The organism is Solitalea canadensis DSM 3403, from assembly GCF_000242635.2.
Classification (GTDB): domain Bacteria; phylum Bacteroidota; class Bacteroidia; order Sphingobacteriales; family Sphingobacteriaceae; genus Solitalea; species Solitalea canadensis.
Genome location: NC_017770.1, coordinates 2,951,681 through 2,964,593, shown reverse-complemented (window position 1 = coordinate 2,964,593; position 12,913 = coordinate 2,951,681). Strand labels below are relative to the sequence as shown.

Annotated in this window: 9 protein-coding genes and 3 tRNA genes; 6 read left to right on the top strand and 6 right to left on the bottom strand. The window is 37.3% G+C overall.

Going from position 1 to position 12,913, the window contains the following annotated elements:
- The first annotated feature begins 110 nt into the window (after positions 1 to 110).
- Positions 111 to 806 carry a hypothetical protein gene (locus tag SOLCA_RS12175; RefSeq protein ID WP_014680752.1) on the top strand — a complete coding sequence of 232 codons (696 nt, stop codon included), beginning with the start codon at positions 111 to 113 and terminating at the stop codon, positions 804 to 806.
- 732 nt (positions 807 to 1,538) lie between these two features.
- Entirely contained in the window at positions 1,539 to 4,118 is a 2,580-nt protein-coding gene (locus tag SOLCA_RS12165; protein WP_014680751.1) for a zinc-dependent metalloprotease, read from the top strand.
- 496 nt (positions 4,119 to 4,614) lie between these two features.
- Here SOLCA_RS12165 and SOLCA_RS12160 read toward each other — a convergent pair.
- From SOLCA_RS12160 to SOLCA_RS12145, 4 genes are all read right to left on the bottom strand, one after another.
- Positions 4,615 to 4,687 (bottom strand) — tRNA-Lys (locus SOLCA_RS12160).
- 124 nt (positions 4,688 to 4,811) lie between these two features.
- Positions 4,812 to 4,884 (bottom strand) — tRNA-Lys (locus SOLCA_RS12155).
- A gap of 37 nt (positions 4,885 to 4,921) precedes the next feature.
- Positions 4,922 to 4,994, bottom strand: a tRNA-Lys gene (locus SOLCA_RS12150).
- 113 nt (positions 4,995 to 5,107) lie between these two features.
- Positions 5,108 to 6,235 (bottom strand): GNAT family N-acetyltransferase, encoded by a 1,128-nt coding sequence (locus tag SOLCA_RS12145; RefSeq protein WP_042481223.1) that lies wholly within the window; start codon positions 6,233 to 6,235, stop codon positions 5,108 to 5,110.
- 92 nt (positions 6,236 to 6,327) lie between these two features.
- Here SOLCA_RS12145 and SOLCA_RS12140 point away from each other — a divergent pair, with 92 nt between their 5' ends.
- Positions 6,328 to 6,849, top strand: coding sequence for a redoxin domain-containing protein (locus SOLCA_RS12140; protein ID WP_014680748.1), 522 nt, complete (start codon positions 6,328 to 6,330; stop codon positions 6,847 to 6,849).
- Between the two features lie 98 nt (positions 6,850 to 6,947).
- Positions 6,948 to 7,742 (top strand): exodeoxyribonuclease III, encoded by a 795-nt coding sequence (gene xth / locus SOLCA_RS12135; protein ID WP_014680747.1) that lies wholly within the window; start codon positions 6,948 to 6,950, stop codon positions 7,740 to 7,742.
- A 64-nt stretch (positions 7,743 to 7,806) separates the two neighbouring features.
- Here xth and SOLCA_RS12130 read toward each other — a convergent pair whose 3' ends face one another.
- The gene (locus tag SOLCA_RS12130) at positions 7,807 to 8,019 is read right to left on the bottom strand and encodes a hypothetical protein (RefSeq protein WP_014680746.1); all 213 of its coding nucleotides are present in this window, start codon (positions 8,017 to 8,019) and stop codon (positions 7,807 to 7,809) included.
- A gap of 144 nt (positions 8,020 to 8,163) precedes the next feature.
- A complete protein-coding gene (gene scpB / locus SOLCA_RS12125) occupies positions 8,164 to 8,730 on the bottom strand; it encodes an SMC-Scp complex subunit ScpB (protein ID WP_014680745.1) in 567 nt (188 codons plus the stop codon).
- Between the two features lie 351 nt (positions 8,731 to 9,081).
- Between scpB and SOLCA_RS12120 the strand changes: the two genes are divergently transcribed.
- Positions 9,082 to 11,193 carry a type IA DNA topoisomerase gene (locus SOLCA_RS12120; RefSeq protein ID WP_014680744.1) on the top strand — a complete coding sequence of 704 codons (2,112 nt, stop codon included), beginning with the start codon at positions 9,082 to 9,084 and terminating at the stop codon, positions 11,191 to 11,193.
- Between the two features lie 404 nt (positions 11,194 to 11,597).
- A complete protein-coding gene (locus SOLCA_RS22400) occupies positions 11,598 to 12,908 on the top strand; it encodes a hypothetical protein (protein WP_014680743.1) in 1,311 nt (436 codons plus the stop codon).
- Positions 12,909 to 12,913: the final 5 nt, after the last annotated feature.

Sequence of the window (12,913 nt, the reverse complement as noted above, 5' to 3'; positions counted from 1 at the left end):
TTTTCAGTTGGTGACAAAGGGCTGTACAGAAAGCTGAAGCTGCAATAGGAGGAAAAGGAAGGCTTTTGCGAACATACAAGCATACTTACGTAGTTAGTCCTTAATTTAATATGGCAATAGATAAAGAAATAAAAAAGAAAGTGATTGAGGACTGGCAAAATACTTTTCCTCAGTTGACTTTGTATGCACAAGACAGGCTATATAAGATAGTTGGTCCGATAATAATTGGTTTAGAGTTAATAAAACTGCCGAGAACGGATGAGTATAGACCTCATTTTGTTATCTATCCTTTGTTCGGAAATAAAATGGGCAATGATGTCAAGGCTTGTTTTGCTGGTCCAATATTGTTACAAGAATATTCCAATAAAAAGGGTTTTCAATATAACATTCCTTATACAAAACATAGTACTTTTTTTAGGGAAGTAGTGGAAAGTGTGAAAAAGCAATCACCATTGCCTTTTGATAGTAATATTTCTTTAACGAAAATACTAAACGTAATAGATGAGTATTCAAAAAAACCACCTTTGAGCGCAGCTCCTAATTCATATTTGCAGGCCGTAATTCAAGAAGTAAAACTCAAAATAGCTCTATTTAAAAGTGTTGAAGAAGCGCAAAATGTATTGGGACAAATCAATAAAAGAGATTGGGACATAAGTCATTTTAAAGCCTGTAATGTAGATATAAACAAGTGGCGTCAAGAATTACAAGAACTCATATCTAACAGAGACAAGTTTTTAAAACAAATAGAACTAAACAAAGAGGAAAAAAAAATAGCACAGCTAAATAGTGCGGAGCTTGTATTATAAAGCCTTTCTGTTACTTAAAGTGTTCAGCGTTACGCCACTTTCAAGTGAATATAATACAGATGACTCTGTCCGGCAGAAAGCAGAATGATTCTTTTATGTTCTCGGCCAGATAGGGTCTTTCATTTTATTAAAACTTTGAATTGATCGCTTAGGCGAACACTTCAAAGAACAAGGGAAATAAGTTTTCTTCTGCCCGAGCATGCATCACAGCAATCTTTATTTCAAAAGCCATTTCAGGGTCAGGGGATGTACTTTACCATTGAAGTAGACGACGTTGACAAAGTGTATAAGGATTTAAAAGAAAAAGGAGTGGATATTAAAATTAATATATGAAATGAGCCTTGGGGCGACCGCCATTTCGCCATCCAGGATCCAAACGGAGTTGGGATTGATATTGTGACTTACTCCCCGCAGGAGTAAAGGTTTTGATCGGGGCATGCCTTAAGTATGGCTGGGTGTATGATAATAGGAACGGAATTTTTTAATCTACGTGCAAGGTTTTATATTGTTTTTCAGATTTTGCTTAGTGTTGATTAGTGAAAAGATATATGATCATTAATGTTATGCAGCAAAATAATATTCGGAAATTCTCCTGTTTATTTAGCAAATTAGATAAGTCTTGTAACAAGGTTGTTTATATCTACTTAACTACTTCTTTTTGTTAAATCTAATATCTAACTTAAATTTTTATAATATAAGTATTAGTTATTAATTCAATCAGCTTCAACCACTATGAAACTTACTAAAAGTCTTGTCGGACTGATCTTATTGTCGGCTTGTTGTAGCATTAATGTCGCTGCACAAAGCAAGAAAGATAAGAAAGGTGCCGTCGCGTCTGCCGACTCCGTAAAAAAAGCAGCTCCTAAAGCCAGTATTGATGATAAAGTAAAGGGGAATTCAAAAAACGAAGGACTATTTACGCTTTATCAGGACACAACAAAAGGTACTGTACAGCTATATATCCGTAAAGATCAGTTAGGGAAAGAGTTTATCTATCAAAGCTTTTCAATGGGCGGACCCACTTCGCTATTCCTTAACCAAAACATGATTCGTACCACATGGGTGTTCAAAGTACAAAAAGCATTTGACAAGCTAGAGTTTTCACAGGTGAACACTAGCTTTTGGTACGACCCAAATAATGCGGTGAGCAAAGCTCAAAATGTCGATGTGGCTGAGTCGGTTTTCTTCTCGGATAAAATCGTTGCCGAAGATGCCAACGGTTATTTGGTTGCGGTTGATGGTTTATTCCTAAGTGATAAATTGGATCAGGTAAAACCAGTATTACCTCCAACTATTCCTCCGGGTGCGATATTTAACCTTGGTAATTTTAATGCAGGCAAATCTAAGTATTCGAAGTTGCGTTCATATCCTGATAATACCGATGTAGTGGTGGATCTTGCATATGACAATCCGGCTCCGCTAAATGGAGGTGGAAAAGACATTACCGATGCTCGTTACACACGCATCCGCATGCAGCACAGCTTCCTTGCAATGCCTCAGAACGATTACCGTCCACGTTATGACGATCCACGTATTGGTTACTTTACACAAGAGGTTGATAATCTTACCTCTGTAAAAGTAGCTGACTTTAAAGATGTTATTAACCGTTGGAATCTGGTAAAGAAAGATCCAAATGCGGCAATTAGTGAACCTGTTGAACCAATTGTTTGGTGGGTAGAAAATACTACTCCGGTTGAGTATCGTCAAACTATTGTTGAAGCAGGTGAGAAATGGAACGAAGCTTTTGAAAAAGCAGGTTTCAAAAATGCTGTGGTAATGAAAATAATGCCAGATGACGCTAAATGGGATCCTGCTGATATTCGCTATAACGTTATTCGTTGGGTTTCATCTGCATATCCGCAATACGGTGCTATTGGTCCAAGTTTCGTAAATCCTAAAACAGGGCAAATTCTTGGTGCTGATATTACTGTTGAATGGCGTTCAGGTAGTTCAACTCCTGTTTTCGATGATTTGTTCAATTCAGTACCGGGAACAGAACAAGCTCAGCAGTTACCTCTAAATGTAAAAGGCTGTGCTAATCACTGTACGATGGCTAACGAGTTGAAAATGCAGTTGGGCGCTGGTGCAAGTATGGCTGAAATGATGGGTGCCGGAAATTCAGAAATTAAGGAAATGCATAAGCAGTTCTTGTATTACCTGATCTTACACGAAATGGGCCATACGCTTGGTCTGAATCACAACATGAAGGCAAGCATCATGTTAAGCCCATCTGAAGTAAATAATAAAGAAATTACCCGCAAAATAGGTTTACAGGGTTCGGTGATGGATTATCCGGCTATTAACGTGGCAAGCGACAGAAGTAAACAAGGTGATTATTATACCACTAAAGCGGGCCCTTATGATCTTTGGGCAATTCAGTTTGGCTATACTCCGTTTGCGCCATCTGAAGAGAAAGCGGGTTTGGATAAAATCTTAAGCAGAAGTACCGATCCTCAATTGGCTTTTGGTAATGATGCCGATGATATGCGTTCGCCTGGTAATGGTATCGATCCTCGTGTGATGATCAATGATATGAGTAATGACATGGTTACCTACGCCGAAGATCGTTTTAAACTGGTAAACACCATGATGGGCAAATTGAAAGACAGGTATAGTAAACCTAATCAGTCGTTCAATGAGTTGAGAAGCCGCTATGGTTTACTGATGAATCAGCGTATGATCATGGCTTCTTCGTTAAGCCGTTATGTGGGAGGTGTTTATGTAGATAGAAGTTTCTATGGACAAGAAGCGAAGGCAAAACCATTTACTGTGGTTCCTAAAGAGAAACAGAAAAAAGCTATGGAAGTGATTGCGGCTAACGTTTTTGCTCCGAATGCTTTTGCAACGGATAGTTATTTGTTTTCGTATATGCAATTGCAGCGTCGTGGTTTTAATTTCTTTGGTAATACCGAAGATTATAAGCCTCAAAATACTACGCTTCTTTTACATCAGGCTTTATTAGGACAATTCCTTCATCCTACCACATTAAGTCGTATTAACAACTCTGGTTTATATGGAAATTCTTATTCTGTTGCAGAGGTAATGAACGATCTTACCAAATCTATCTTCAATGCTGATTTACATAGCTCGGTGAATTTATACAGACAAAATCTGCAAACAGAATATGTTAAAGGATTAACCAATGTGGTAAATAATCCTGCAGGGTTTGATAATGCATCAAGAGCTGCTGCTTTCAATACATTGAAAAAAATTAAAACAAGTATGGCCACCGCTGCTTCACCTGATGAGCAGACAAAAGCTCACCGTACTTATATCGTTTATTTGGTTGACAAAGCTACTGTAGTTAAGTAAGTTATAGTTTATGTTAGTATTGCCCTGTTCAGTTTCGAACTGATCAGGGTTTTTTATGTTTGGTAACTTCTTCGGTCTTGTCGGAAAGTCGTCCAGATTTGGGTGACCATTTCTGAATCTCACACTGCCTTCCTGTGGAAATCTCGGTACGCTTACCGTCAACAGGTAAACAGTAGCCAGCGAATTCTGTTTGTTCTTGGATTTCTTTAACAGTAAGATTTGATTAAATAGCTGCTTCATCACAGATCAATTTTACTGGTTAAACCTTAATTAATTTAAGATTGACCCTTGTTGAAATCAAGATGTTTAGCAGTTAACACAAGTATTAGGAGTGAGGTAATTGAAATTAGGGGCGTCTTTTACCTGTTCAAAAATGACTCCCTAATTACGCCCCTGAACATTGCGAGTAGCTGTATTTTTGGGAGCTAACTTAAAAATAAAAACCTCACTAATCATACGTTTAGTGAGGTTTTAGTGAATTTGATCACTTGTATTGTGATCCCGCTGGGATTCGAACCCAGGACCCATACATTAAAAGTGTATTGCTCTACCAGCTGAGCTACGGAATCTAGTATTTTTTGTATTTCAATGATTCTTATTCTTCGCCAGGACCCTCCCGATAAATCGGGATGCTCTACAAACTGAGCTAAGGAATCTTAGTTACTTTTTTGAACTGTTTAACTTCAGTTTTAGTGATCCCGCTGGGATTCGAACCCAGGACCCATACATTAAAAGTGTATTGCTCTACCAGCTGAGCTACGGAATCTTAGTTACTTTTTTGAACTGTTTAACTTCAGTTTTAGTGATCCCGCTGGGATTCGAACCCAGGACCCATACATTAAAAGTGTATTGCTCTACCAGCTGAGCTACGGAATCATTCCCCTTTTAAAGCGCTTGGAGCGGTTTGTTTTGGGACTGCAAATATACAGGCTTTACTTTTTAATCCAAACTAAATATTCAGCTTTTTTTAAATTTAAATTAAGTGCCTGTTAGTCAGGAAAAATAATTCTGTATGTTGCATGTACTTTGCCTTTAGTTGCCCCTAAAGCGGCATGAACAGCCTGCATTTTGGTGTTAAAGTCACCAACCCATGAAAGCTCAACTGCCGTGTAATGATTCTGAGGCATTACATAATGCTGAAGTTTTCTGAATAAAGCAGATTCCAGACCGTGATTTTGATAAGCTTGTTTAGTACCCATAACAACTACACGGATCCTATCCATTTTACCTTGCCATTTATAATAAACAAATTTTAATTTGCTCCATAAGTTCATTTTACCACCCAAGTATTTGATAATCTGGTTGGCATCCGGAAGGCAAATGATAAACGAAACAGGTTCTCCATTTATGTATGCAAACCATATCAGGTGTTCATCCATAATGGGTTTCATTTTTCTAAAACTGTCTAACAATATTTCTTTAGTGATAGGAACAAAGTTTTCAAAGTCACACCAAGCATCGTTATAAATTTCTTCAAAATCAGCAGCGAATTTGTCGAATTTTGCTACCGACAAATGTTCAAATGAATAACCAGGTTTATTAATTACCCAGTCAGCAATTTTTTCAACACGTTTTGGCAGGTCATTTTTTACTGCCAGCATATTTGTTAATTGCTGATACGCCTGACTAAAACCATAGTTTTCAAAGAATTTTTGATAATATGGAGGGTTGTATTGCATTCCAAATGACGGGTGAATAAACCCTTCGATCAATAAACCCCAATATGCATCGTTTTCACCAAAATTAATAGGCCCATCCATGGCCTTCATTCCACGTTCAAATAACCATTTTTTGCAGGTATCGAACAATAGAAAAGCAGCCTTTTCATCATCAATACATTCAAAAAATCCCATGCCTCCGGTTGGTTGCTCATAGTGGTATGCCTTTTTTTTGTTGATAAAAGCAGCAACGCGACCAATAAGTTCGCCTTGGTCGTTTTTTAATACCCAGCGTGTGGCTTCACCAAAAGAATGAAAATTATTGAATTTTGGATCAAAAATGCTTTCAATATCATTGTCTAATGGCTGTACCCAAACAGGATCGTTTTTATAGATAATAGGAGCAACAGCTAAAAATTCTTTTCTTGTTTTAGTGTCTTTTACCTCTGTAATTTGCATAGTTAATTTTTGTGTTGCCAAAAATATAAAATTTGACTTGTGGCTAAGTGAAAAAAACAGAGATTTGTCAAAAATAACCATTCAATAATCTTATGAACATAGGTGATAAACTTCCTGCTTTTAACCTTAAAGGAATAGACGGCGAAATGTATAACCAATATGCATATGCCGATCGTTACGCATTACTGGTAATATTTACCAATAATTCTTGTCCGGTTGCGGTAGCTTACCGTAATCGCATTAAAAATCTGTTAAAGAGATACGAAGAGGATAATTTAGGGATTGTACGTATTAATTCAATGGCCAAAAACAGTGAATCAGAATCACTTGAGGAAATGAAGAAAATGTATGATGATCTAAAATTGGAGCATCTGTATTTGATGGACGAAGATCAACAAATGGCTAAGTCGTTTGGAGCAAACAAAGTTCCAGAAGCATTTTTATTCAACTCAAAACGTGAATTGGTCTATAAAGGTGCAATTGACGACAGCTGGGAGAATGAAAATATGGTTACTCGTGTATATCTTGAAGACGCAATAGAAGCTGCTTTAGATGGCATTGATGTAGATTATCCAGAAGTGGCTCCGGTTGGTTGTGATATGGTTTGGAATTAATCTGAACAGTTAATAAGATTGGAAAGGTTGATAGGATAACTGTCAACCTTTTTCTATTTCAATTAAAATGGTATCTTTTCTGTAAATCTTCTGCAATCATGCTAAACAATAAGTCATCAATTAAAATAGCAACCTATAATGTCAATGGTGTAAATGGCCGACTTCCGGTATTACTTCGGTGGTTGGAGGAAACTCAGCCCGATGTCGTGTGTTTACAAGAATTAAAGGCTCCACAAGAAAATTTTCCGGAAACAGCCATTTTAAATGCCGGTTATAATGTTATCTGGCATGGTCAAAAAAGTTGGAATGGAGTAGCTATTCTGGCCAGGAATGCAGAAATAACAGAGATATGCAGAGTGTTACCCGGAGACCCGGAAGATGAACATAGCCGCTATATTGAAGCCAATGTTCACAATGTTAGGATAGGGTGCTTGTATTTACCCAATGGTAATCCTGCTCCCGGACCAAAGTTTGATTACAAACTAAATTGGTTGAAGCGTTTTGCCTTACATTCGTCAGATCTGTTGAAACAAGATTTACCGGTTATTTTAGCGGGTGATTATAATGTTATCCCGACAGAAAACGATGTTTATAAACCAGAGCGTTGGGTGGACGATGCATTGTTTCGTCCGGAAACAAGAGATGCATTTCATCAAATAATGGCTCAGGGGTGGACGGATGCAATACGAAAATTATATCCGGAGGAAACGATCTATACATTTTGGGATTACTTTAGGAATGCTTATGGACGCGACGCAGGTTTGCGTATAGATCATTTTCTTTTAAGTCCTCAGTTACAAAGTAAACTAATTAAGGCAGGAGTAGACCGACATGTAAGAGGTTGGGAAAAAACGAGCGATCATGCTCCGGTTTGGATTGAATTATCGGTTTAGTAAGAAAAATACATAAAAAAACCTGCTTTATACAAAGCAGGTTTTCTTGTTTTATAGAGTAAGATTAAAATCTATCGTCATCATCAAAATCTTCTACATCATCAAATGAACCGAAGTCATCCATAGGCAGACCCAGATCATCGTCGTCATCGTCATCTACAAAACGGCTTTTTGCGTTTTTCGCATCTTTTGGGTTAAGAGGCTTCATGCCTTTCTTCGCATCTTCTGAAGCACTTTTGCCACTGGTTTTTTTAATTGGTTTTTTTGGCGTTTTCATTTACCTCTTCAAATTTAAATTTTCTACTTATAGATTCTTAGATCGAATTTGCTAAGTTTTTTCGATTATTTTGAATACTTATTTTAAAATAATCTGGTTATGCAAAATTAAAAAGTTTTTAAAATCAAAAAAGAAAGCTTGAAATTAATTTTCTGTTTGCTCTCCAATTTCATTCTCATTAGTGGTCTGAATGTCTTTAAGTTGTGGTAAGTCATTTAAAGAATTCAGACTAAAATAGTCCATAAAGAGCTTACTGGTTGCGTACAGTAGCGGTCTTCCGGGAGCATCACTTTTTCCTTCAATCGTTATTAATTCTTTTTCTAACAGCTTTTGTACACTGTAATCACAGTTTACCCCTCTGATTTGTTCAATCTCTGTTTTAGTAATGGGCTGTTTATAAGCAATGATCGCCAATGTTTCCATCGCAGCAGCAGAAAGTTTCTTTTTGTTACGGTGTTGAATCAATGAACTAACAGTGGGAGCAAACCTTTTCTTTGTCATAAATTGATAACCACCGCTAAGGGCAATTAATTCAAAGAAATGCTCTTCACCTTCATATTTCTGGCTGATCGTTTCAATAGCCTCATCTACGGCTTTCTCTGCAATGTCAGTTCCGGCTACAGAACTTAAGCAGGCTACAATTTCCGCAGAAGTGATACTTTGTTCAGAGGCAAATATCAGTGCTTCAATATGTTGTTGAATGTGCTCCATCTTTCGCAAAAATAGAATATCTCTTTATGCAGCAAAAAAAAATCTGAAATTATTATAATTGGCTTATTTATAGTTAATTGTGTGTTGTTCTGGGATAGGAGTATTGTTTTTTAAGAATAAAAGTTTAAGTGAATTTTAGCTAAATGCATTGATGTGCAATTTACAGAGGATTGAGCGGTTACTAGTGAGCAATTACCGAAAACCGCATGGACGTTAAATTCAGGTTTAGTCGTAAACATATAAATCTGGTAATTAGTTGTTTATTGCCGAGTATTGTTGTTTATTTAATTAAACATTAAAAAAATATCGATTTTTGTTGCCCTTAATTAAAAAAACGCGTTATCCAGTAAGATGAAAGTTTGCATTGCCGAAAAACCAAGTGTAGCTAAAGATATTGCAGAAGTTATTGGTGCTAAGCAGCGCAAAGATGGCTACTATGAAGGCAATGGATACCAGGTAACCTGGACTTTTGGACACTTCTGTACCTTAAAAGAACCTCACGATTATACTGAGCGTTGGAAAGCCTGGCGATTGGAAGATCTGCCCATGATTCCTAAAAATTTCGGGATAAAGCTGATTGATAATGGTGGTGTTCAAAAGCAATTTAAGGTAATTGAGCATCTTATTTCGCAATGTGAAGAAGTGATTAACTGCGGTGATGCTGGACAAGAAGGAGAACTTATTCAGCGCTGGGTACTTTTGAAAGCAAAATGCGTAGCTCCGGTTAAACGATTATGGATTTCATCATTAACCGAAGAAGCGATTAGAGAAGGGTTTCAAAAGCTTAAGAACGCTGAACAATTCAATAATTTATATGCCGCAGGGAGTGCAAGGGCAATTGGCGATTGGCTGTTGGGCATGAATGCTACTCGTTTGTTCACTAAGAAGTTTGGCCAAGGAAAAGTAGTTTTATCGATCGGAAGGGTTCAAACTCCGACCCTGGCGATGATCGTTCAACGACAAAAAGAGATCAATGCTTTTGTTTCTGAAGAATATTGGGAGCTAAAAACCATTTATCGAGAGACAGAATTTACGGCAACAATCGATCGACTTAAGAATATTGAAAAAGCAGAAAAAGGGCTTGAATATTTAAAGCAATATCCTTTTGAAGTAACATCGTTTGAGAAAAAGGAAGGAAAAGAAGGGAATCCCCGGCTATATGATTTAACGTCGTTACAGGTGGATGCGAATAAAAAATATGGATATTCGGCCGATGAAACGCTAAAATACATTCAGAACCTTTACGAAAAGAAATTTGTGACCTACCCAAGGGTTGACACCACTTATCTTTCGGAAGATTTGCATCCAAAAATAGCCGGAATAATGGAGCAACTGACCTATTACAGTCAGTTTACGGCACCAATTCTGGCGAAACCTATTCCCAAGTTAAAGGCTGTTTTTGATGATAAAAAAGTAACAGATCACCATGCGATTATTCCAACAGGTGTTTTGCCTGTCGGACTAAGTACGGATGAAAAGCGCATTTATGATCTAATAACACGTCGTTTTATTGCAGCGTTTTATCCTGAATGTAAGGTTTCTAACACAACAGTTTTAGGTAAGGTTGGACAGATAGAATTTAAAGCAAGCGGAAAACAAATATTGGAACCAGGGTGGAAAGAACTCTACGCTAACGATAAAACAGAGAAAAAAGAAGGGGAGGAAGAAGAGAAAATAATGCCTGTTTTTGAAGCAGGAGAGAGTGGTCCGCATGAACCACGCATTCATCAAGGGAAAACATCACCTCCAAAACCATATACAGAAGCAACCTTGTTGCGCGCTATGGAAACTGCGGGTAAGCAAGTCGATGATGAAGAAATGCGTGAATTGATGAAGGATAACGGTATCGGCCGACCGTCGACTCGCGCTAACATCATAGAAACGTTGTTTAAACGGAAATACATCGAGAAGAAAAAGAAAAACATCTTCGCCACACAAACAGGCATCGACTTAATCGACACCATTCAAAATGAATTATTAAAGAGTGCCGAATTAACCGGTGATTGGGAGCGTAAACTTCGCCTGATCGAAAAAGGGGAGTACGTGCTTGATACTTTCAAGCAGGAGCTTATTCAAATGGTGGTGGAGCTTACACGCGAAGTAATTCATAATACCGGCCGAATTATTACAATTGAACAAGAAGCCCCTAAGGAAAAAGAAAAACCTAAAAAAGAGCCAAAGCCAAAAGCCCCTAAAGAGACTCTTTCCATAGCAGAAATGAGCTGTCCGAAATGCAAGGAGCACCCACTTAAAAAAGGGAATTCAGCCTATGGATGTAGCAATTTCCAGGTTTGTGGTTTTAAATTACCTTTTGAAGCATTCGGCAAAAAACTAACCGACAAACACCTAACTGACTTAATCACCAAAGGCAAAACTGGTAAAATCAAAGGCTTACTAGTTAGTGAAGCAGAGGTTGACGGAAAGATTGCGTTTGATACAGGGTTTCAGTTGGTTGTTGAGTAAAGTTGGCTTGAACTTTTTGAAATCTACCTTAAGTGATTAAAATCATAGAATTTCTATGCATTAAATCTAACATTACCGATGGAAAAATGTATAACTAATAGTATGTATTTTTCAATAAATGAGCATCTATAAGTAACTAAATAAAAGCCTATTAATCTTATGTTTAGATTGTTTTCTTAAGTGCAGCAATTATTTGCTGATGCATCACCTTATTCGACCAACTTTCAACCACTCCAGTGATTTATGGATTCTGTTGCACCTATTCCAAGAGTAAAAACTATCAAACATGAGAGAAAACTAAGTAATTCTTTAAAAAATGAAAGAATGAAGTTGATGCTAATCGAGAGAATAGCTGACTGAATATGGAATGTTATTAACCAATTAAAAAATCAAAAGTTAAAATAATGAGAAAACAATTACTTCTACTAGTTGCCATGGTTGGGTTTAATGGAGCATTTGCTCAAACTCTTCAAACTGTTACGGACAATGGAAATACAACTACAAACGCTATCAACACAGGATCTCTTACAGTTTCTGGAAATTTAAAATTTGGGAACGGAACGGAAGCTGTGTCCGTAAGAAGTGGCTGGTTGACATATAATCACTTGGCATTAACCTATAAACCCAAAGGATCCTCTTTTGATAATCAGAACTCAGGTGCTCGTTCAGTTGCTTTATTCAACTCAGGCTTAGGCCGAGGAGATGGTACTTCGCTTTCCGGTCGAGTTTTCGAATATGATGGATTGCATATGAATTTACTTCCTGAAGGTTATGGCAATGTTGGTATCGGTACAACAACACCTGCAACTAAATTGGAAGTCAAATCTGGTGTTGACATGATTTTAACCAGTTCAACATTTGTTACTCCCTATAACTTAGGGATGACGAGTGATATTGGTCAGGGCTATACTCCTCACTATATTTTATTGAGTCCTATGATTGTAAGTGGAGTCGCTAATCCGCAAGCTGGTTTAAGCGGGACTTTGTCGTTATACCGAGGGACAACTTCCGCCGGAAATATTAATGCCGAGTATAGAGTTATAATTCAGGCGGCATATTCAAATAATTATGTTTCGGTTGTTCCGCTTACAGATAATACAGTAAGCGTAAATGTTTATAAAGTTACTTATAATAATCAAGCATACTTAGCCATTAAAACTGCTGAAATCACCGGATCAGGAGGAAGAGTTACTTTTAGAGGGGATTGGTGGAATGCAATAGACGGAACAAAACCACAGTTAGTTTACGAGACTCAATTGTCAGATGTAAGTATTTATAAATCCTATCAATCTGTGCACGGAACATCAATGGTTGCTACGAAAGATGGAAATATTGGAATTGGAACCAATGATCCCAAAGGTTACAAATTAGCAGTTGTAGGAAAAATTCGTGCGACAGAAATCAAAGTAGAGGCTACTCCTTGGCCAGACTACGTTTTCATGCCAAACTACAATCTGCCTTCTCTGCAAGAAACCGAACAGCACATCAAAGAAAAAGGACACCTCCCTGGTATTCCTTCAGCAGAAGAGGTTAAAAATAATGGAGTTGATTTAGGGGAGATGAATGCAAAATTGCTTCAGAAAATTGAGGAGTTGACGTTGCATTTGATAGAACAGAATAAACAGTTGCAAACTAAGACAGATGAAATAATAGAATTAAGAGAGCACTACAAGAAAATAGAATCACAATTAACTGAATTGAAAAAACTTAAATAGAGTTT

What these genes read in the sequence shown, in the direction of transcription:
- SOLCA_RS12175 (WP_014680752.1), top strand. Translation starts at nt 111, where the DNA reads ATGGCAATAGATAAAGAAATAAAAAAGAAAGTGATTGAGGACTGGCAA.
- SOLCA_RS12165 (WP_014680751.1), top strand. Translation starts at nt 1,539, where the DNA reads ATGAAACTTACTAAAAGTCTTGTCGGACTGATCTTATTGTCGGCTTGT.
- SOLCA_RS12145 (WP_042481223.1), bottom strand. Translation starts at nt 6,235, where the DNA reads ATGCAAATTACAGAGGTAAAAGACACTAAAACAAGAAAAGAATTTTTA.
- SOLCA_RS12140 (WP_014680748.1), top strand. Translation starts at nt 6,328, where the DNA reads ATGAACATAGGTGATAAACTTCCTGCTTTTAACCTTAAAGGAATAGAC.
- xth (WP_014680747.1), top strand. Translation starts at nt 6,948, where the DNA reads ATGCTAAACAATAAGTCATCAATTAAAATAGCAACCTATAATGTCAAT.
- SOLCA_RS12130 (WP_014680746.1), bottom strand. Translation starts at nt 8,019, where the DNA reads ATGAAAACGCCAAAAAAACCAATTAAAAAAACCAGTGGCAAAAGTGCT.
- scpB (WP_014680745.1), bottom strand. Translation starts at nt 8,730, where the DNA reads ATGGAGCACATTCAACAACATATTGAAGCACTGATATTTGCCTCTGAA.
- SOLCA_RS12120 (WP_014680744.1), top strand. Translation starts at nt 9,082, where the DNA reads ATGAAAGTTTGCATTGCCGAAAAACCAAGTGTAGCTAAAGATATTGCA.
- SOLCA_RS22400 (WP_014680743.1), top strand. Translation starts at nt 11,598, where the DNA reads ATGAGAAAACAATTACTTCTACTAGTTGCCATGGTTGGGTTTAATGGA.